The sequence below is a fragment of the Pseudomonas sp. Irchel s3a12 genome (assembly GCF_900187485.1).
Taxonomy (GTDB): Bacteria; Pseudomonadota; Gammaproteobacteria; order Pseudomonadales; family Pseudomonadaceae; genus Aquipseudomonas; species Aquipseudomonas neuropathica.
This window is the reverse complement of the sequence record NZ_FYDN01000012.1, coordinates 120,199-140,975: the sequence shown is the minus strand read 5'-3', so window position 1 is coordinate 140,975 and position 20,777 is coordinate 120,199. Positions and strand designations below refer to the sequence as shown.

The 20,777-nt window shown below is 58.8% G+C and carries 19 protein-coding genes and 1 pseudogene; 16 read left to right on the top strand and 4 right to left on the bottom strand.

Translation table 11 applies throughout. The annotated features are described in order from the left end of the window. Positions 1-628: 628 nt before the first annotated feature. From CKW14_RS20700 to CKW14_RS20635, 14 genes and pseudogenes are all read left to right on the top strand, one after another. Complete coding sequence (locus CKW14_RS20700; RefSeq protein ID WP_095049039.1) at positions 629-1,882, top strand: M48 family metallopeptidase; 1,254 nt, start codon at positions 629-631, stop codon at positions 1,880-1,882. After that, entirely contained in the window at positions 1,879-2,313 is a 435-nt protein-coding gene (locus CKW14_RS20695; protein WP_095049038.1) for a VOC family protein, read from the top strand. The genes CKW14_RS20700 and CKW14_RS20695 overlap by 4 nt, the downstream gene beginning before the upstream one ends. Beyond that, positions 2,307-3,431 carry a PQQ-binding-like beta-propeller repeat protein gene (locus CKW14_RS20690; protein ID WP_095126028.1) on the top strand — a complete coding sequence of 375 codons (1,125 nt, stop codon included), beginning with the start codon at positions 2,307-2,309 and terminating at the stop codon, positions 3,429-3,431. Before CKW14_RS20695 ends, CKW14_RS20690 begins: the two co-directional genes overlap by 7 nt. 36 nt (positions 3,432-3,467) lie before the next feature. Further along, positions 3,468-4,115: a class I SAM-dependent methyltransferase gene (locus tag CKW14_RS20685; protein WP_095049036.1), complete on the top strand. Its 648-nt coding sequence runs from the start codon at positions 3,468-3,470 to the stop codon at positions 4,113-4,115. 73 nt (positions 4,116-4,188) lie between these two features. Further along, positions 4,189-5,007: a hypothetical protein gene (locus tag CKW14_RS20680; RefSeq protein ID WP_141231812.1), complete on the top strand. Its 819-nt coding sequence runs from the start codon at positions 4,189-4,191 to the stop codon at positions 5,005-5,007. Between the two features lie 81 nt (positions 5,008-5,088). Continuing rightward, positions 5,089-6,075: an ATP-binding cassette domain-containing protein gene (locus CKW14_RS20675; RefSeq protein ID WP_095049034.1), complete on the top strand. Its 987-nt coding sequence runs from the start codon at positions 5,089-5,091 to the stop codon at positions 6,073-6,075. Next, positions 6,075-6,878 (top strand): ABC-2 family transporter protein, encoded by an 804-nt coding sequence (locus CKW14_RS20670; protein WP_095126026.1) that lies wholly within the window; start codon positions 6,075-6,077, stop codon positions 6,876-6,878. Before CKW14_RS20675 ends, CKW14_RS20670 begins: the two co-directional genes overlap by 1 nt. Next, entirely contained in the window at positions 6,875-7,663 is a 789-nt protein-coding gene (locus CKW14_RS20665) for an ABC transporter permease (protein ID WP_095049032.1), read from the top strand. Before CKW14_RS20670 ends, CKW14_RS20665 begins: the two co-directional genes overlap by 4 nt. Before the next feature lie 63 nt (positions 7,664-7,726). Beyond that, complete coding sequence (locus tag CKW14_RS20660) at positions 7,727-8,527, top strand: amidohydrolase family protein (protein ID WP_176471316.1); 801 nt, start codon at positions 7,727-7,729, stop codon at positions 8,525-8,527. Then, complete coding sequence (locus CKW14_RS20655; RefSeq protein WP_095126025.1) at positions 8,509-10,092, top strand: M20/M25/M40 family metallo-hydrolase; 1,584 nt, start codon at positions 8,509-8,511, stop codon at positions 10,090-10,092. Before CKW14_RS20660 ends, CKW14_RS20655 begins: the two co-directional genes overlap by 19 nt. A gap of 108 nt (positions 10,093-10,200) precedes the next feature. After that, a complete protein-coding gene (locus tag CKW14_RS20650) occupies positions 10,201-12,906 on the top strand; it encodes an AAA domain-containing protein (RefSeq protein WP_095126024.1) in 2,706 nt (901 codons plus the stop codon). Between the two features lie 51 nt (positions 12,907-12,957). Then, a pseudogene (locus tag CKW14_RS30240) lies at positions 12,958-13,092 on the top strand (glutamine synthetase); the annotation flags it as partial. A gap of 77 nt (positions 13,093-13,169) precedes the next feature. Beyond that, entirely contained in the window at positions 13,170-13,658 is a 489-nt protein-coding gene (locus tag CKW14_RS20640; protein ID WP_095126022.1) for a DUF2867 domain-containing protein, read from the top strand. A gap of 91 nt (positions 13,659-13,749) precedes the next feature. Next, the gene (locus CKW14_RS20635) at positions 13,750-14,112 is read left to right on the top strand and encodes a metal-binding protein (RefSeq protein ID WP_095126021.1); all 363 of its coding nucleotides are present in this window, start codon (positions 13,750-13,752) and stop codon (positions 14,110-14,112) included. A gap of 86 nt (positions 14,113-14,198) precedes the next feature. On the opposite strand, the gene alaE is transcribed toward CKW14_RS20635, so the two are convergent. Together alaE and CKW14_RS20625 are read right to left on the bottom strand one after the other, a co-directional pair. Continuing rightward, the gene (alaE, locus tag CKW14_RS20630; RefSeq protein WP_095126020.1) at positions 14,199-14,660 is read right to left on the bottom strand and encodes an L-alanine exporter AlaE; all 462 of its coding nucleotides are present in this window, start codon (positions 14,658-14,660) and stop codon (positions 14,199-14,201) included. A 37-nt stretch (positions 14,661-14,697) separates the two neighbouring features. Next, on the bottom strand, positions 14,698-15,621 hold the full coding sequence (locus CKW14_RS20625; protein WP_095126019.1) for a LysR family transcriptional regulator: 924 nt from the start codon (positions 15,619-15,621) through the stop codon (positions 14,698-14,700). A gap of 178 nt (positions 15,622-15,799) precedes the next feature. Here CKW14_RS20625 and CKW14_RS20620 point away from each other — a divergent pair, with 178 nt between their 5' ends. Continuing rightward, positions 15,800-16,447: a hydrolase gene (locus CKW14_RS20620; RefSeq protein ID WP_093431462.1), complete on the top strand. Its 648-nt coding sequence runs from the start codon at positions 15,800-15,802 to the stop codon at positions 16,445-16,447. 175 nt (positions 16,448-16,622) lie between these two features. Continuing rightward, entirely contained in the window at positions 16,623-16,868 is a 246-nt protein-coding gene (locus tag CKW14_RS20615; RefSeq protein ID WP_095049097.1) for a hypothetical protein, read from the top strand. Positions 16,869-16,932: 64 nt separating this feature from the next. On the opposite strand, the gene CKW14_RS20610 is transcribed toward CKW14_RS20615, so the two are convergent. Both CKW14_RS20610 and CKW14_RS20605 read right to left on the bottom strand, forming a co-directional pair. Further along, positions 16,933-18,231: a carbohydrate porin gene (locus CKW14_RS20610; protein WP_095049024.1), complete on the bottom strand. Its 1,299-nt coding sequence runs from the start codon at positions 18,229-18,231 to the stop codon at positions 16,933-16,935. An 85-nt stretch (positions 18,232-18,316) separates the two neighbouring features. Then, positions 18,317-20,722 carry a glucose/quinate/shikimate family membrane-bound PQQ-dependent dehydrogenase gene (locus CKW14_RS20605; protein WP_095126018.1) on the bottom strand — a complete coding sequence of 802 codons (2,406 nt, stop codon included), beginning with the start codon at positions 20,720-20,722 and terminating at the stop codon, positions 18,317-18,319. Positions 20,723-20,777 lie beyond the last annotated feature (55 nt).

Here is a 20,777-nt window from a genome sequence, read left to right as displayed (position 1 = left end):
ATTCACCACGGACTGTTGCAATTTGTTTCTGCTGTACCTTTTAACGCTGAAGGTGCCGAAATTGCGAGGCGCGACGGCGGGTAACTTTCTGTGCACCGTCGCGCATCGCAAAAAACATGATCGGGTTATTTTTCATTTAAACCATTGATACACGTCGAAAAACGCCAACGGAACTAACTAGAAGGTTCGTTTGGCCCTGGCGCGTGCCTTTCACAAACTTTCTTGACGTATCTTCGGACGACAGCTAAATCTTACGTCGCTGCAATTTGCAGCAAACTTTAAATCACATGGAGACAGTGAAATGATCAAATATCAAAGCGTACAAAATCGGATGCTGTCGGCGCTGTTCATCCTCTGAGAAGCAGTAACTTCCATTTCGGCCGCATTGAAAGATTCGGTCGTGAACGAAGTAACGGAATCGCATGGATATGCCATGCATACTTTTAAAAAGGAGCTTCAACATGATTAAGTTCAATAGCGTACAGAACCGAATCCTTTCGGCACTGTTCATCCTCTGATTGTCCGCTGTACACAAGATACCGGTGTCTTGTGAGGTACGGCCGAAGCATTGTTTCGGCCGTATTTAATCTCGACAGCGCAGTTTCTACATGTCATTAGGGAAAGTGATATGCACAGCAAATTGGACGATGCTTTTTCGCGCGCCGTGTTTTTCTATGATGACGCAGGCGCCCATCCGACGAATTGGTCGCGCTCCGTGTGTGCGGGGCTGGCGGAGCAGAACTTCGATGAGGTGCCTTACCGGGTGCCTCAACTGCTTGAGCCCTCAACGCTGATTGAAGTGGCACAGCGCCACGCAATCGGTGTCGACGAACTGGAGTTTTTTTCTTACCCGATGGATGGCCCGGTGACCAAGGTCAAGTGGTTGGCCGACATGCTGGAATGGGCCCCGCCGGTGCAGAAATTGAGCCTTGCACAGTGTCTGGCCGCCAGTTGCAGGTACCGTTACGCCAATCAGGTATTGACCAAAATACCTTACGAGGCACTGTTTCCCGACCAGCGTGTGACATTTCATCTGACCCGGTTTGCCATTCAGAACCGTCTTGAAATGACCACTTCGCATCAGCAAGACTTCACTGCGCTCAAGGCATTGCTACAGGCTCAACGTATGCCACCGTCCAGGGTTCTGGACGTTTGCTCGCAGGCGATTGTCTGGAAACTGAAAGGCGATTCCATCGATGATGAATTGAATAAATGGTTCATCGACGCTGGCGAAAAGGCCGCCCGGCAGATTGCTTCGAGCGACGCGCCGGTGGATCTGGTTTCGCTGTCATCGTTCTATCGCGGACTGGCCATGGTGCCGGCAGCCCGGGGCGATGTGGCAACCACGCGACAATACATGCTGCTGGCCGAAGAATATGCCGATGCGGTCATCCGTGGAGAAAAAGGCGCGAGTATTCCGGCAAGGGAAGCGCGCAAGACTGTTTACGAATCCAAGCTCAAGGAAATGCTCTATGTCGCCCGCGACATCGAGAGCGCACGCCAGGTGGCCGACGAGTTGATCGCCTACGATCCTCACTGGAGCATTTCCTATCACGAGGCTGCCGAAATCGAAGTCAAGGATCAGCAGTGGCAGCGTGCGTTGCAACGTTATCAGCAAGCTTACGATATCGGTTTTCCACGCGTGACGTATTCGCAGTACATGATCGGTGCCTGTCATCAGCAAATGGGTAACTTCGATCAGGCACTGGCGGCATTCAAAGACACCTTGTCGCTGGACACGACCAATATATCCGCAGGCGTCGCCGGTTATGAGGTCGCCTTACAGCACCTTCCAGAACAATTACCTTTCTTCACGTCCTGCATCGACCGTTGGCAAGCTGACGGTATATTGCCCGACGAATATCGAGGGTTAGTCCAATGAGCGCTGCACTCGACAAGATCAAGATAGTTGCTGTGGATCATATTCAACTGGACGTCGCCGATATTGAAGAGAGTCGCGATTTTTATGCGCGCGTGTTTGGCTTCGAAGTCAAGGAAGTGGGCATTCGCGCATTTACCCGCTGGATGACGATCGGTGCCAATGAAACACTTTACTTATGCATGCATGAATATGCAGAAGGCCGCGGCGTAAAAAACGACGGACTGGAAATTACCCACTTCGGGATTTTAGTAGAAGACTTCGATCGGGTGCTGACGCAACTTCGCGATCACGGCGTAAAGTTGCTGCCGGACTACGAAGTTCAATACCATTCTTCACGTTCCGTTTATTTTATTGATCCTAACGGTTACAAAGTCGAAATCTCCGAGAAGTACGGCGGCGGTATCGAAAGTGCCAGGCACACCTCATGCTGAACGGACCCGGAACGGCATATGCGCAGCACCTGCAAAGCACTTGGTACAAAAACAACCAGGCGCTGCGCAGCCACAGACCCTGGCGCGAAACCTCGCACAAGAACTGGCAGGCTCCTCCTGCTTTTCAACGCACGGTTTCCTGCGACGAGAGGGTATGGAGCATTCCCGGCAGGATCGCTGATGACCGGATTCTGTTCGGCTGCTGGGACAACAGCTTGCAGTGCGTACGCTTGAGTGACGGCGAGCCGCAGTGGCGGTTTGCGACTCAGGGACCGGTCTATAGCTCGCCCGCCGTGTCGGCGGACGGCAGTTTCGTCGTGGGCTGCGAGGACCATCTGCTACGTCGCATAACCTGTGACGGCGAATGCCTGTGGACGTTTCAGGCGCAAGGGCCGTTTCACGCCAGCCCGACCATCGACTCCGCCAGACATATCGTCTACGCCGGCAGCTACGACCATACGCTCTACGCCGTCGACCACGTTTCGGGCACGTTGCTGTGGAAGCAGTCCTTCGACGAGCAGGTTGAGGATGACCTCTATAGCTCGCCGGCACTGGACGGGAACGGCAATGTCATCGTCGGCACAGACAATGTGCTGATGTGCTTCAGCCCCGAAGGCGAGGAGCGCTGGAGAATTACCGAAACCAGCCGGTTTGAAGGCACTGCTGCGATCGATCATGCCTCGGGGCGCGGGATCATCGGCACCGAAGTCGACGGCAAGATCATTGTCTTCGATGCTGCCGACGGTACGGTGCTGCGGCAATTTCACACCGACGGTTTCGTGGTCTCGTGTCCGAGTCTGTCACCGGAAGGTGTGGCGTACGTCGGCAGCAATGACGGTCACGTGTACGGCATTGATCTGCACAGCCTGAAAATGTTGTGGCGGGTCAATCTCGCCTGCGAGTTCCGCTACACACCCTTTACCGTGCTGCCAAGCGGCGACGCGTTGTTCGTCGGCACCGACGAGCGTTTGCACTGCCTGGCGCAACATAGCGGACAAACCTTGTGGCAACTGGAGCACGACACGGGATTTCATTCCTCTCCGTTGCTCACTGATGATGGGCACCTGGTGATTGGCTCGCACCGTAACGCTGTGCATTTTTATCAATGGATCCGCTAGCGTGGATCGAACCCCGGCAGTAAACAGGAGTGGTGGATGAGTCACGAACTGCAAGTCGAGACGCTCTTCGACGAATGGGCCATCGAGGATGGCGCGGTGGACATGGCGCGCGAGCATTGGGCACGGGTCGAGCCGGTATTGTCCGCGCTTGAATCGTCTACAGGTCGCTACCTGGAGATCGGTCCGGGCAACGGATATGCCCTGGAGTATATGGCTCGCTCGAAGTTTGCCAACGGCTATTGCCGGGCTGTGGAGCTCAGTCAGGAAATGGCGCGCATGTGCAGAACCAGAGTCGAGGATTGCAACAATGTCGACATCGATGTCGAGAGTTTCATGAACTGGCGCCCACCGGCGGGCATGCAGTTTGAGCTGATTTTTTCCATGGAGGTGTTCTATTACTTCGAAGACGTCACCGCCGCTATCGAAAAAGCCGCCGGCCTGCTGGCGCCCGGTGGCGAGCTGATTGTCATGGTGGACTATTACGAAGAAAGCGAAGAGTCGCAGGGATGGGAGCAAGAGCTGGAGGTCAAGCTGACACGCTGGTCACGAAGCCGATTCCTCGAAGCTTTCGAAGCGGCTGGCCTGCAAGCCGTCAGCCAGGAGGAAAAACGTGGTGGTGTGCACGAGCATGGCGTAACGCTCTGCACCCGAGGCACAAAAGCCTCGACAGGCGTAGCTGCGTGACGCAGCGCAAAAAACCATTGCGGCAGTCGCCAGGTGTAGCGGGTGAGCGATGTGCTTTGCGGGGAAGGCGCCGGTGATTTCCCATCTGGATCACGTCGTCTACCCCGTGTCGCAAGGCTTGTTCGATGAGGTCATCGGTCAGTTCACCCGCGCAGGCTTCATGGCGCATACGCGACAAGTGCGTCACGATGATGGCCGCGTCAGCGCATTCTTCCGGTTGAGCGGCGGGTATCTGGAGTTCTGCACGGGCATTGCGCCGGGGAGCGATCGAGGCTGTTCAATCTGGCTGTGTTCAACGGATCTGATGGCACATCTGGCGTGCCTTTTGCCCTCGCAGCGCGCAGCCCTGGCCCTGTCGGCCAAGGCTCCGGCGGGCGAGACGGCGCCGGCCTGGCTGATCGCCGACTTACCCGCCGGTGATACGGGCGATGTCAGTGTGTCGCTCATCGAGTACGTGCGCGGCATCGGTGGCGACCTTGCCACTCAAGTCTCGGATAACGGTTTGTTTGCGCTCGGCGGAGTGTCATTGCTCTGTGCCCGGCCGAAGCAGGAACAACACCATTACTTCACACACCTGGATGACCGGGTCAGCATCGCAATGGAGCCGGGACGCTTGATGATCGGTCAGCAGCGTCTGGCCTTTCTTGAGCGTCAGGCGTTACCCGGCAACGCGTCGACCGCTCTGATGGCGGCGCCGTGTCTGGTGCACCTGATCACGGTCGACGTCGATCGGACGAAGGCGTTGCTGCAGGCGGCCGGTTTCAAACTGCAAGAAGTACTCGGCCTCGGCCTGTTGGCCCGATCGAGTCTGGCGCCAGCGGTTTGCCTGGTGATCGACGACGGTTTGTCTGTGCAAGCCCATCACGATCAACTGCTGGCTCGCCGTGGCTGAGTACGCCAACATACAGGGATCGCCACCGTTACATGCTGGCGTGTTGACTGAAGTGAAGGATGCGGGATTTCAAGGATAGGTATGTCAAAAGCAATCGAGCTGTGTGGTATCAGCAAGGTTTACGAGGTTTACCGGGCCCGTGACGACCAGTCGCGCAGCCTGTTGCGTTACTTTCGTCGCGAGAAGACGTACGTGCCGGCTGTTACGGATGTTTCCTTCTCGATAGACGCGGGTGAAGTGGTCGGTTTTCTCGGCGGTAATGGCGCGGGCAAGACCACCACGCTGAAAATGCTCTCGGGTATCGTGCGACCGAGCGGCGGCCATCTTTCGGTATTGGGCCATGACCCGTTCAAGCGGCGCGCGGAGTTCCTCAAGTCAATCGCCCTGGTGATGGGGCAAAAGCAGCAACTGACATGGGATCTGCCGGCGCTGGAGTCCTTCCATCTTCATGGTGCGCTGTACGATATTGCGCCTGTCGAATGCAGGCGCCGGATCGATGAGCTGTGCCAGTTGCTGTCGGCCGGTGACATCATTCGGCGTCCAGTCAGGAAGCTGTCGCTGGGCGAGCGGATGAAATGCGAGCTCATCCTGTCGCTGCTGCATCGCCCGAGTATCCTGTTTCTCGACGAGCCGACCATCGGCCTCGATCTGGAGATGCAGGTCGCCATCCGCAAATTCCTCCTTGAGTACAATCGCGAGTCCGGCGCCACGATTATTCTCACCTCACATTACATGGCGGACATCGAGGCATTGGCCAACCGCGTCATTGTGCTGGACCAGGGACGCGTGGTGTTCGATGGCGCACGTCAGGCACTGGTCAAGGCGCACGTCAATGAACGCCAGGTCAGCCTGCGCTTTTCCTCGCAAGTGGGCAGTGACGAACTGAGCGTTTACGGCACTCTGCTCAGCCTGGACAGTGATAGTGCCGAGTTGTTGGTGCCTGAAGAGCAATTCGCCGACACCGTGGGGCAACTGCTGGCGAACTTTCCGGTGACAGACATCTCGATCCAGACGCCCTCCCTGGAGCAGGCGTTTCCGCGCCTGCTGCTGCCAAAGGAGCACGCGTAATGGTTGCGCTGGCTTCGTGGCCCGGCATTGCCGGACGCCTGCTGCGCACAAGCGTGCTGGTGACCGTGGTCTACCGGGCGCAGTTGTTTGTCTGGTTGATCAGCGGCGTCGCACCGTTGTTCATGATGATGATCTGGTGGGAGCTGTCACGGGATAAGGTCATCGGTGGTTATGCGCCCAGTGATTTCGTGGCGTATTTCCTCGGCATCTATCTGGTCAGACAGCTGACTGCCGTATGGGTCATCTTCGTTCTGAACGACGAAATCCGCCAAGGCACGCTGTCCGGTCGACTGCTGAAACCGGTCGCACCTTTCTGGTTTCACGTGGCAGAGCATTTGGGGCAGATGGTGGTGCGCGCACCGATCGTCATCACCGTGTTCTGTGTCGGCGCCTCGTTGTTTGCCATCGACCTGGCAGCTGTCGCCTGGCGATTACCGTTGTTCCTCGTCTCGCTGGTGCTGGCCTGGATCATTATTTTCCATATCTATTACTGCGTCGGCCTGCTTGCGTTCTGGATGGCCAATTCGCTGGCGCTGGATGCAATGGTCTGGTCGATGTACACGGTGCTGGGCGGCATGCTGATTCCGGTTGATCTGTTTCCCGAAGCGACCCGTCATCTAGTGGCGCTGCTGCCGTTTTCCGCCTCACTGGATTTTCCGGTCAAGGTGCTGATCGGCAAGGCCGCCGACGGCGATCTGCTGCAGGGGTTTGCGGTGCAACTGTTCTGGGTGGTGCTGCTGGTGGGGCTGCGTCGGGGGCTGTGGCGCCAAGGGTTGAAGCGTTTTTCGGGGGCCGGCATATGAACCTGCGACCGTTGAAAGTGCTGCTGGCGCTGATCAGGCATTCGATGCTTGCGGAACTGGAGTTTCGTATCAATGCCGTCACCAATGCCCTGAACACGGTGGTCGGGATGCTCCTGGCGCTGTACTTCCTTGATGCCATGTTCAGCGAAGTCGGAAGTCTGGGCGGCTGGAACCTGCATCAGGTACTGGCGCTGTTCGGCGTGGCTCTGGTGCTGGAAGGTTTGCTTGAGGTCTGGCTGTTTCCGAGCCTGCATGCGCTGTCGGAGCAAGTGCGCACCGGGGATCTGGACTACATGCTGGTGCGCCCGGTCGACAGCCAGTTTCTGGTGTCATGCTCGAAAATCAGCCTTTGGGAACTGCCCCGCGTATTGATCGGGCTCGCGGTCGTTGTGTATGCGATGCACAGCGAAGGTGCGCTAGGGCTGGGCAATCTCGCGGCGTTTCTGGGGTTGATGGCGGCAGGGGTGGCGATTTTCTACTCGTTGTTCCTGATTACCTGCACCTTGTCGATCTGGTTTGTGAAGATCGGTGATGTCTGGATCATCAGCTACACGCTCATGGAGATCGCGCGGTTTCCGGTCACGGCGTTTCCGCAGACGATCCGCATGGTCCTGACGTTTCTGGTCCCGGTGTATTTCGTTTCCAATGTCCCGGTTGCGGCGGCGATGGGCATGGTCGGCTGGCAGGAAGTCATGGGCGCGCTGCTTTTTGCCGTCGCGTTTGTTTGTCTGTCACGGGTGTTCTGGCTGTTTGCGCTGCGCTCTTACAGCAGTGCCAGCAGCTAGCGCTTGAGAAACCGCGCAACTGGATGCGCGGCAATGAGGATCGTCTACACAGGGAAGTCTTCGATGAGTCGTTATTCCGGGCCTGTTTTCGACGCGCACGTGCATACCGAATTTGCGCGAACGGACAGTCTGCAAGCATTCAAGGCGCTGCAAGCGCGCTTCGACATCCGCGCATCCGTAACGGATTCGCATAACCCCGGTTGCGATGCCGGGCAGTTGCAGGCGCTGGGCGTGGCCAGGTGTGCAGTCATCGCTCAGCCTGAGTGGTCGCCAGCGTCGCTGGCGCAGGGACTGGCGCGCGGTATCTATGGGGCCATCAAAATCAATCTGGGATTTATGCATGTGCATGCTGACGATCCCAGGCTCATGCCGCTGTACGCTCTGGCGCGTGAGTTTGATGTTCCTGTGCTGTTCCACAGTGGCGACACAGGCTGGCATCGCTCCAAGCTCAAGTACGCCCACCCACTCAGCCTGGACGAGGTCATCGTGGACCACCCGGACGTGAACTTCGTTCTGGTTCACAGCGGTAACCCGTGGTTTACCGATGCCGCTGTGCTGGCGGCGAAAAACCACAATGTCTGGCTCGAACTCAGTTCGATCATCGAAGGATCGCTAAGCGACGTTTCGCAAGCCACGCTTGGCCGATTGATGGTCGAACCGATCCGCTGGATGCTCGATTACACCGGCAAACCGGAGCGGTTCCTCTTCGGATCGGGCTGGCCCAGCGTCGACTACCCTGGCTACGTGGCCGCGTGCGCCAGTGCCATCGACGAGCAGTATCACCGGCAAGTGTTCTTTGACAACGCCGCACGACTGTTCAAGTGGACGGAGGAAGAGGAGCCGACATGCGACGAGCGCTCCTGAAAAAAACCAGGCAAAAAAACTCTCGTGCCCCGGTGTTTCGCGGTTACCTGAAAAACAAGCTGCATGCGGCAGCGCTCGCCGACACCTGTCGAACCCTGGCCGGTGCCCGGTTTGCCGGGCGCGGGGCAGGGGAGCCCGGTGCGTGGCGAGCCTCCCTGTGGATTGCGCGAAAAGTACGGGCGCAGGGGTTGACGCCCTGGCAGGGCCGCCGGGGCCTGTTCCAGTCAGTACCTCTCGGTTGCGCCACGGCGCAATCCGGCGCCGAAAGTTGTCGGACGATTATTCAGGGTGATACCCGCTACGACCTCGAACAGGACGATGAACTGCTGATTCGCTCACAGCAAACCAGGGTTTGGCTCGACCACGCGCCTTTGGTCTTTGTCGGCTATGGCATTGTCGCTGCGCAGTTCGACTGGGACGATTACGCCGGACTGGATGTCGTCGGCAAAGTGGTCGTGGTGTTACCCAATGATCCTGGACGCAACAGCCCGGGAGGCGAACTGTTCCTCGGCCAGCGCATGAGTTACTACGGGCGCTGGGAATACAAGTACGAGGAAGCGGCCCGCCAGGGTGCGGCGGGCGTCATTATCGTCCACACCGATGAACTGTTCGGCAGCGCGTTTCACCTTGTGCAGGACGAAATGCGCCGGCCGTTTCGCTTTCTTCCGCACGCTGTGCGCAGTCGGCTGGATTTCGAAGGGTTCTGCAGTGAACGGTTTGCCCGGCGACTGTTAGCCGACGGCGGTGTTGACCTTGATGCATTCATCGCTGCCCCCAGGCCAATGGCGGGACGCCCGTGCCGGCTCGATGCACACCTGCAACTGCGGCTCGATTGCGACATTGTCATTCGGCATTGCCGGAATGTGCTGGCGATGAAAAAGGGCCGACTGTTTCCCCGCCAGTGTGTCCTGTTCTGCGCGCACCTGGATCACCTCGGCAAAACCGCCGACGGCAGAGGCTATTACCCCGGCGCTGTCGATAACGCGATCGGTGTGGCGGTCTTGCTTGAGCTGGCCAGGCGTCTGGCCGCCACGGCGCCGCTGCGGCGCACGGTGCTCTTTGCCTGGACGTCTGCCGAGGAGGTCGGCATGCACGGTTCCGCACGGGTCGCACAGTTGATCCGCGAGACGGGGCTGGATGTGGTGGCGGCGCTCAATGTCGATGGTTTCGTACCGATTGGCAGAACCCGTGACCTGTTTCTGGTGGACGGCGATCAGTCCGATTTGCCCGAGGTGTTTGTCAGCGCTGCCCACACCCTCGGGCGCAAAATCAGCCTCGATGAAGAGCCTTCGGCGGGATATTTTTTTCGCTCCGATCAGGCAAGTTTCGCCAAAATTGATATCCCCACGGTGCAGGTGAGCACTGGCGACGATTTGCTCAAAGGAGGCATCGAGGAAGGCATGAAGCGGCATGATTTCTATGACTCGAACACCTACCACCGCACATCCGATACGTTCAACCGCTACTGGGATTTCGCCAGCCTCATCGCTGACGTCGACGTCCTTGAAGAAACCCTGCATCTGCTCGGCGACTCGTCACTGCGTCCGGCGCTGCGGGGGCGTTAACGGCCGGGCTATCGACCTTGTAGGCAATGATGGCAATATGTCACCTCTTGGAGAGGTAGCGTCCGGCGCGAAGCGAAGCCGGATGTCATGCGTATAGGGACGAGGAATATGGCTTCGATTCAGATGGATGGTGAGGACAAAACCGCAAAGATCAGCGACTGGGCGATTCGCTGGAGCGACAAAGACGCATTGCTGGAGCTGACCTGTCACTACCCCTCCAGGAAAAAATACACCCGCCCGCTCAGTGATTGCCTGGTTTCGCCCACCCGCGAGTTGAGCAATGCCTTGCTGCACCAGCGCGGCAGCACCAAGCCCATCGCCAGCGCTACGATTTACGGTGAGCGCTATGCCGTTGTGCACTACCCGGACAGTAAAAAGCCCTATGTCTACAAGATGGACGGCATCGGCTTTTCCGCTCCGACACCGATGAAGGACACGCCGGTCTTCCGCTATCTCACTACCGTGGCGAACGCGCGACAGCATCACGCCAAGTCGCAGAATGATCGTGAAATTGCCGACAATGTGGTGCGCCAGCTCGAAAAACTGCCGGCCATCCCTGGCACAGCCTTGCAAGCCTACTGTACCGGGCGCAACGGCACTCTGGCGCCGGGGCAGGGGCTCATCTATCCGTTCGGGCTGAACGAGAGTCAGCTTCAGGCCGTCGAGCGGGCGTTCAGCGCGCAAGTCAGCGTAATCGAAGGCCCGCCAGGGACCGGCAAGACCCAGACAATCCTCAACATCCTCGCCAATATTCTGCTACGTGGGCAGACGGTCGCGGTGTTGTCCAACAACAATGCTGCTGTGGAAAACGTCTACGAAAAACTGGAGAAATACGGCCTAGGCCACTTGGTCGCGAAGCTTGGCAACCAGGACAAACGCAAGGCCTTCTTCTCCGACCTGCCTGCGTGGCCGTCAAGTGTGCCGGAGCCGGCACTTTCCCTGGATGAGATCCAGGCCTTGCTGGCCCGCTTGAAACAGCATCTCCAAAACCACAACAGGGCGGCGCAACTGCAAATCGAGCTGGACGAGTTGGTCATCGAGCGACGCTACCTGCAGCAGTGGCAGGCAGAAAGCGCTGTGCCGGTCACAGCCTCGCTCGACAAGTACGGCCTGACACCGCGCAAGACGGCGGACCTCATGGCCTACCTGGCTTACCTCGGCGAGCAGCGCATTCATCTCAAAGACCGTATCGAGCTACTGTTCAAATTCAGGATCTTTCGCACCAGGCCATTTGCCGACGGCGAGGCGCGGATGGCCGTTTTCCATGCACTGCAAATGCATTATTACGACCAGTCGCTGCGCGACAAAGAAGTGCAACTGTGCGAGTGTCGCGAAGCATTGGCACGCGCGAATTTCACGGCGCTGCTCAAAGAACTCACAACCGCTTCGATGCAGCATCTCAAGCGCCATATGCAACTTCAGGTAATGCCGTCGGACAGCTTTGATGTCAAAACCTACCGTGAGCGTTTCGATGCCTTTATGCAGCGCTTCCCAATCCTGGGCAGCGGCACGCACTCCATCGTCAATTCGATCGCGCCGGGAGCGGTCCTCGACTACGTGATCATCGACGAAGCCTCTTTGCAGGACATCGTGCCGGGTATCTTGCCGCTGGGCTGCGCCAAGAACCTGATTGTCGTGGGTGACAACCGCCAGTTGCCGCATATCCCCGTGAAACTTGGGCTTCAAGCGCCCGCCGAGGCCTACGATTGCGAGCGCTACAGCTTGCTGGATTCATGCATTGCCGTGTTCCAGGACGCGCTGCCCAGAACCCTGCTGAAAGAACATTACCGCTGCCACCCCAGGATCATCCAGTTCTGCAACCAGCAGTTCTACGACAACGCACTGGTGCCGATGACCGAGGACAACGGCGAAGAACCCCTGCGCCTGGTGGTGACCGCCAAGGGCAACCACGCCAGGCAGAACACCAACCTTCGGGAGCTGGACTCCCTGTTGAAGGTGCTTGAGGAGGAGGGGCAACCCGTCGGAATAGACGGCGAAGGCCGCGGTTACATTGCCCCGTACAGGGCACAAGTCAACCTGTCCGGCACGCACTTGCCGGCGGATTTCGTCAAGGACACCGTGCACAAGTTTCAGGGGCGCGAATGCGACGAGATCGTGTTTTCCACGGTGCTCGACAAGAAACGCTACAACCAGGCGCGTACACGCCTGGATTTCGTCGACGACCCCCGCATGATCAACGTGGCCGTTTCGCGGGCCAAACATCGCTTCACCCTGGTGACCGGCGACGAGGTGTTCACGGACAACAATGGGCACATCGCCGCGCTGATTCGCTACATCAGTTATTACGCGCAAGACGAGCAGATCGTGCGCGCGCCCGTGGTGTCGGCATTCGACTTGCTGTACCGCGAGTACGACCAGTCTCTGGCACGCCTGGACGCCCGCTTGCGGCCCGAGGATTCACGCTACAGGTCCGAGCAGATCGTGGCACAGTTGCTGCGCGAAGCGCTGTCCGCCCCGGCGTGCCAGGCATTGAAGTACCACACACAGATCCAGCTGGATAAGCTTGCATCGCCGGTTGGCCTCAGCTGGACAGAGCCGCAGCGAGCGTTCATGCGGCGCGCCAGTTGCGATTTCGTGATCTATTTCAAAGTGGGCAAGCAACCGATAGGGGTGATCGAAGTCGATGGCGGGTATCACGACCACCCCGTACAGGCAGCTCGGGACGCCATGAAAAACGAGATTCTGGCTAGAAGTGGCATTCCCATTCTGCGGCTGCGGACCGTTGAGAGTGATATTGAGCGCAGAATTGGCGACTTTATCGGGCAGTGGGCCAGTCCTGCAGATGGCGCATAAGCACTGGGGCAGAGGCCCTCAGATACTGAGGGTCTGCCCCCAATTGATCCGGGCAAGGAACCGATTGCGCCGCTGAATGAAGATCGCAGCAGCGGGATCGACTTCCCTAAAGAGATGTGCGAAGCCGTGCGTGCAATGCAGCCGCAGCCGCAGCCGCGTGGCGGGTTGGGCGCGGAGTTTGTCGATGATCTCCACAGTCGTTGCGCAGAGACGCAAGGAAAGTGATGCCGAGTAACAAATCGGCCCATTGAAAGGAATCATGTATGACCACCCCTTCACCTGCTCACACCCTGAGGGCGTTGCCTGATCTTGATTACTATCACAGCCGATCGGTGCTGCTGCCTGTTGAAATAACCACTCTTGATGCCTGGAACTGCATGCGGGCCAAGCCGGGACTGGTCATGCGACTGGCGTTTCGAACGAGGGATGCGATTTCCTCGTTAGTTGGCGTGAAGCGCATCGGCGGTTTCTCTGGCGCCCGTCGAGAGGCAATACAGGCTGGCGAAAAGCTGGATTTTTTTCTGGTCGAGCATAGTGCCCCCGACGTGCTCGTTCTGAGCGTAAGAGACCGACATCTGGATGTCATGATCTGCCTGTCGATAACAGATCATGTGTTCACGATCACATCGTCTGTCGTAACGCATAACGTCTTTGGGCGCATCTATATGTTGCCGGTGGGCGTAGTCCATAAGGTGCTGATCAATAGGGACCTCGGGCGTCTCAAGCGGAATACTGGCGCCGCCCAAATGTAGTTAACGGCGCCAGCGGCGGGACAGCTGCTGTGGGGCAGAGGCAGACGTTAACGGTGGAACGAGTAGAAGCAAGAAGATTTGGAGTGGAACCATGCAATGCACCTGCAACGGTCAAGACAACCTGGTAGATATCAGTCAGCGTTACACGGCGTTTGTCGCAGGAATGCGCTGCCTGGCAACGGGGGACTGGATCAAACTATTGCAATGTCCCGGGTGCGGGCAGTTTTGGCGAGCGGATGAGTGGGATAAATATCAAACCCTGTACGCCCGCAAACTGGACTCGCCCGAGGGCTGGGAATCAGCTGAAATGGAATCTTTGATAAAGCTACGCATCGTCGAGAATCATGGCGGTCTGGGTACATCTGCTTGTCTGGCGAAGGACTGCCAGCAACCTGTACTCAAGGGAAGAGCCTATTGCGTTGACCACTTTTATGAAACCGGAGCAAGAGCATGAACTGCTGAAACTGGCCAGTAGAGCGGGATTAAAGAACAGATCACGTTTTTCTGAATGGGGTCTTCCCTGAATTTTTCCCCAGCCACTCAACCCTTCAACGACATCGGCTTGTCCCCACCCGGCGGCAAACCAAACAGCTTCCGCACCCGATTAAGAAACGCTCCATAGGGTCGCCCCAGAACCAGCATCATCACGGCCGCGCCAAGTGTGCCGCGCACCAGACCTTCGCCCGATGCACCACTGAAGGCAATGATCGCGGCATAGATCGGCACTTGAAAACTGATTAGGGCAATACTGTCCCATATCAATCTCGACCCCCGACCCGAACTGGCTCGCGTCATCACCCAATCGCGCCATAGGCCGTAAGGTCGCGCGACCGGAATCATCAGCGCCGCGCCCAGCAGGCGCGCGTGCAGAACCTGATCCCACGTCATGCCGGCAATCAAACGTTCATTGAGGATGCCGGTGGTGGTGAAAAACACGATCAGCGCCGTGGTGTCTGCAATAAATGCAGTCCGACGCGTTGACTGTTGCAGGCGTTGCGGCACCTCAATTCCCCTTTCATGGCTTAGCGTTGATCTTTCCTCAGCTAGACGCCGGCGCTTCATCGTGCTGTGACAGCGGCTGCACGGCGAGGTGCGGCGATTCGCCGAAGTACTCGATCAGCAGATCCGTGAGCACGCGGATCTTGCGCGCGGGGTGCGGGCCCGGCGCGCGGAGGAGGTAGGCGCCGGCCGGGGGCGGTGGATGGTTGGTCATGATCGGCACGAGTGCACCCGAGGCAATGTGTTCGTGGGTGAGGCAATCGGGCAAGTAGGCGACGCCGAGGCCGGCAGCTGCGGCTGCGGCGAGGGCCGTGCCGTTGTCAGCCTTGAAGCGTCCTTGCGGGCGAACCGTGATGACCTTGTCAGCCGCCATGAATTGCCAGGCTTCGGTGCCTTGCATGAGCGCCTGATGAGCGTGCAGTTCGTCCGGGGTTTCCGGGGCGCCGTGCGCTTTGATGTAGTCGGGGCTTGCGACGAGCTTGGTGTAGACCGGGCCGATACGCCTCGCGATCAAGTTGGAGTCCTGCAGATAACCCACGCGAATGGCGCAATCATAGCCCTCGGTAATCAGGTCAACGAAGCGATCGCTGTAGCAGGTCTGCATGTGCAACTGAGGATGACGGCGAGCCATTTCCGCCAGCACCGGGGCGAAGTGTGTCGGCCCGAACGACAACGGCACTGCTACGCGCAAGCGACCGCGCAAGGCGCCGGCGGGCAGGATGGTTTCCTTGGCGATGTCGATTTCGCTGCAGACTCGGGCGGCGTAATCGCGGAACGTCGCGCCGGCCTCGGTGAGTGATGCCCCGCGCGTCGAGCGTGCCAGCAGTTGCACGCCCAGTTCTGCTTCAAGCCGGGCCAGACGGCGGCTGACGATTGATTTCGAAACCCCGAGCCGCAGCGCTGCCTGTGAAATGCCCCCGGCATCGGCCACTTCGACGAAGGTTTGCAGTTCTTCGATATCCATTCCCGCGTTCCCCTTGGCGCGACACAGTTCGCCTCGGGATGCTACTACTGCCGCGAACAGGGGAACAGCACAATGGGTTTTCCAGGCACGGCGTCACTCGCGTGCATTCTGGAACCCTTAGCCGCACGGGCTCCGGCCGTTTCACCCGCGTGCGTTACCCATACAAAAGGACCTGCAAATGGCAAGCGAACCCATCCGTAACCCGCACACCGATCAACTGCTGACGCCCGACAATTCAGCGTTGATCATCATCGACTATCAACCGGTTCAGGTGTCCTCGATCCGCTCGATGCCACGGGATGAACTGGTCTTCAATATCACCAGCGTTGCGAAGGCGGCGCTCAACTACAACCTGCCGATCATCCACTCGACCGTCAATGTCGCGACCGGCCGCAACAAACCGCCGATTCAAGAGTTGCAAGCGGTGCTCGGCCATCTGCCAACCTATGACCGCACGTCGATCAACAGTTGGGAGGACACCGGGTTCAAGCAGGCAGTCAAAGCGCTCGGGCGCAAGAAACTGATCATGACCGCGCTGTGGACCGAAGCCTGCCTGACCTTCCCGGTGCTCGACGCCATTCAGGAAGGCTATGAAGTTTACGTGCCGGTCGATGCGGTGGGCGGCACGTCGCTCGCTGCGCACGAGGCGGCGTTGCGCCGAATGGAACAGGCGGGGGCGAAGCTCATCAGCCGGGTACAGATGTACTGCGAACTGCAGCGCGACTGGGCGCGCGAGGTGACCGTGCCAGGCTTTATGGGCGTGTTCGAAAACTTCGATGGCTTCAACGCTGAAAAGGCGCTGGAGGCGGCGGGCAACAAGGCCTGATTCACGAGGTGTTGCTGAAGGTGGCGTGGGCGATAGCCGGCGCTGCCTTCATTTGGCCTGTTTCAACGCTTGAAAATAATCTGAACCGCTGTCGGAGCCGCTCGCCTAATGATTAGCTTGTGGTCAATCGCACAGGCGATGTGTCAATAACGGCACACTCCGAGAGGTGGTCAACGTGGCTAAAGACGAAAAGAAAAGCAAAGACAAAGGTGACGCTTCGAAAGCCAGCAAGGACTTGAAAGACAAAAAGTCATCACCTGAGAAGAAATCAGCGGCAGCCTCAGCGCTTTCAAAATCTTCCGACAAGAAGGACAAGAAAAAAGACGCCGAGCCGAAGAAGTCGGCGAAAAAAGCCGACAGCAAACCTGAGAAGGCCAAGGATTCGAAGAAGGCTGATAAGCCGGCCAAAAAGAAAAAGTGATCTAGAAGGCAAGAAAAAACCCGGCAATTCGAGCCGGGTTTTTTATTGTCTGCTTTTCGGGGCCTCAGAGCGCTGCTTTCATCTGCAAACCAAACACCAGTGCATTGTCGATGTCCTGCCCGGAAAACGCGCCCGGCTCGATGATGTACTGCACATTTGGGCGCAGGGTCAGCCAAGGCGTGGCCTGATAACCGTAGCCGAGTTCGATCAGTTGCTCGGCGCTGTCCAGGTTCGGCAACGCCGTGCCGTTGTTCAATGCGGCGTCCTGCAGCACGTCACGGCTGCGCGGGTTCGGCACGGCGCGTCCGTAACCCAGGGCGACGGTGTCACGCGGGCGACCTTCGAACGGTTTGTACAAAACCACCCCGGTGCCATACCACTTGCTGAACGGCGACGCCGCTTCGCTGGCCGCCGAGTATTGGCCGAAGGCATGCAGGCTGCGGCCTTCGGAAGTTGGCGAGTTCCAGACCGCCTGATCGATCAGCAGATAATGACCGCCGCGACCGGACACTTCTTTGTCGCTGCCGATGCGTTTTACGTCGGAGCTGTCGTAGTAGTAGCCGAGCTTGTATTCGCCAGGCAGCTCGCCCGCGTGTTTGTAAACCAGCTCGATCGGCACCACGGTGCCGGTGGTGTGTTTTGGCCCGAGGTGCCAGGCACGGCTGGAGTTGCCGTTGCTTTCCGGGTCGACGTTGAACGCGGCCACGCGCAGTTGCCAGGAAGACGACAAGTCGTATTTCACCCGCACACCGAGGCGCGCATTGGGGTAGTTGGTCCAGCCGCTGCCGCCGGACATGTTCAGCGGATGGCCGCAGAAACCGGCGTTCATGAAGTTGCACAGAATGCCGCTGTCGAGGCCGCCGAGGTCGTTGCCCATGGCCATGTAGCCGAGTTTCACATTGAGTGCTGGAGTGAACAGCGTGCGCTCGTAACTCAGTTCGGTCAGGCGCGTGTACAGGCCACCGTAGTTTTCCTGGATCGGCAGACGGTTGCCGACCAGATCTTCCGAGGCGCTGTTGCCGCGACGATCGTTGATGGTCAACTGGACCTTGCCGGCATTGTCGACGCCGTACAGTTTGCTCAGGTCGAACTGCACGCCGAGCTTGATGTTCTGCGAGTAACGCGCCGAGCGATGCAAGCCACCGTCGGCGTTGTAAGCCATTTCGCCGCTGTAGTCGCCAGTGAACTTGATGCCCTGTTCATCCATCTGGTGACGCAAGCCACCCCAGTCGCCGGTGAGGGTGCTGCGGGTCAACAGATCGGAATCGTTGTCGGCCAACGCGGGGAGGGCGGTGGTGCACGTCAGGCCCAGCAACAGGCCTTTGAACAGGTCGGAACGGGAAAAACCAACAGCCGATAGCATGTAAATCTTCCTGCAAAAAACATGAGCAATAGGGGGAAAGCAGCGCGGCACCCGAAGGTGCCGCGCTTTACGTGAACACCGTGGTTTACGGCAGGGCGTAAGCCATCACGTAGTCGCCGCGATCGGTTGACTGACGCGCACCACCGGCGGTGATGACGATGTATTGCTTGCCGGTTTTCGGCGAAACATAGGTCATCGGGCCACCTTGGCTGCCGACTGGCAGACGTGCTTTCCAGACTTCTTCGCCGTTGCCGCTGTTGAACGCGCGCAGGTAGAAGTCCTGGGTGCCGGCGATAAAGATCAGGCCACCCTGGGTCGACAGGGTGCCGCCGAGCGTTGGCAGACCAATCTTGATCGGCAGGTGCATGCGGATGCCCAGTGGACCGGTGTCTTCAACGGTACCGACCGGAACCTGCCAGGCGACTTTCTGGGTTTTCATGTCGATCGCAGTCAGCGTGCCGAACGGTGGTGCCTGGCACGGAATGCCGGCTACCGACAGGAAGCGGTTTTTGTTCACGGCGTACGGCGTACCTTTCAGCGGCACGGCGCCCATACCCGTGTTCAGCGCTTCGCCGCCACCAGCAGCCTGGCCTTTGTTCTGCGACGGGATCATCTGAATCCACAGGCCCAGACGCATGTCGTTGACGAAGATAAAGCCGTGTACCGGGTCAGTGGAGAGGCTGCCCCAGTTCATGCCGCCCAGCGAACCCGGGAAACTCAGCGATTTATCGGTGCCCGGCGCGGTGTACAGGCCGTCGTAGCGCATGCCTTTGAAGTCGATGCGGCAGAGCAGCTGGTCGTAAGGGGTTGCGCCCCACATGTCCGATTCGGTCAGGTGTTGTGCGCCGATTTGCGGCATGCCCAGCGATTTCGGCTGGGTTGGCGAGTACGGTTCGTTCGGGATGTTCGCCGCTTTGACCGGGACTTCTTTAACGTCGGTCAGCGGTTTGCCGGTGGCGCGGTCGAGCACGTAGATCTGGCCGGCCTTGGTGCCGATGACCACTGCTGGTACGGTTTTGCCGTCCTTGGTGAAGTCGATCAGGCTTGGCTGCATCGGCAGGTCGAAGTCCCACAGATCGTTGTGCACGGTCTGGAACACCCAACGCTCTTCACCGCTGGTGGCGTCCAGCGCGAGGATCGAAGCGCCGTAGGTGTGATCGAGTTTGCTGCGCTCGACACCATAAATGTCGGTAGACGAGCTGCCCATCGGCAGGAACACGGTGTTGGTCGCCGGGTCGTAGGACATCGGTGCCCAGCTGTTCGGCGTGCTGCGCACATAGGTGCTGCCGTCTGCCGGCGCCTTTTTATCCTGCGGGTTGCCCGGGTCGAAGGCCCAGCGCATGGCGCCAGTCATCACGTCAAAGCCACGGATCACGCCGCCGGGCATGTCGGTCTGCACGTTGTCAGCCACGCGACCGCCAACCACCACGGTGGTGCCGGCCATCAGCGGAGCGGAAGACAACTGATAGTAGCTGTCCGGGACATCACCCAGACCGGCCTTCAGATCGACCTGGCCATTGTTGCCGAAACCCTGGCAGAACTCGCCAGTGTCAGCATCAACCGCGATCAAACGGGCATCGATGGTGTTGGTCAGCAGACGGCGCTGGCAGTTGGCGGCCGGCGCCGGTTTGGCTTCGATGATTTTCGAATTGGCTGGCTGAGCAATGGCAGCGCTGGCGTCGAAGTAGGCCATGCCACGGCAACGCTGCCAAACTTTCGACTGGGCGTTGATCGCGTTCTTCCACAGCTCTTTACCGGTGTCGGCATCAAGGGCGATCAGGTTGTTGTGCGGGGTGCAAATGAACACCTTGTTGCCAACCTGCAGCGGAGTGAGCTGGTCTTCAGCGCCATTGCCATCGCTCTCGGCGACGTCACCGGTGTGGTAGGTCCACGCGACTTTCAGTTTGTCGACGTTGGCGCGATTGATCTGATCCAGCGCGGCGAAGCGGCTGCCACCTTCGGTATTACCGTAGTGCGCCCAGTCCTTTTGCGCCTTGTCCGGCTCGACCGGGGTCAGGCCCGGGCCAGTGCCGGTGGCGGCAACGGTCGGGTGCGCGACGAACATGTTGCCAGCCGCCACGGCCACGCCGACCGCCAGCACCGCAGCCACGGCGTAAGCGCCGCGACCTGCAACACTGCCGTTGGCACGCTTGAGCAGAGGATAAACCAGCGTCACGACCAGGCCGATCACGCTGAACATGAACAGGCGCGAGAACACCGGCCAGAACACCAGCCCGGCATCGCTCACTGCCCAAATCGCTGTTCCAACCAGAAACGCGGCAAACAACCAGGCACCGGCTGGCTTGTAGCGCGCGATCAGCAGACCGGAAACGGCCATGACCAAGCCACCCACCAGGAAGTACCACGAGCCTCCCAGGCTGACCAACTTCACGCCGCCCGCAGCCAGCGCCAAGCCGAGCAGGGCGATGACGACGCCCAGCCCGACCAGAATGAATTTTGATATGCCCGAGAGGCGTTGACTCTGCTTCACGTTGAATGTCCCGTTGAAATGAGGAGGGCATTATATAGTTAGGTAACTACCTAGT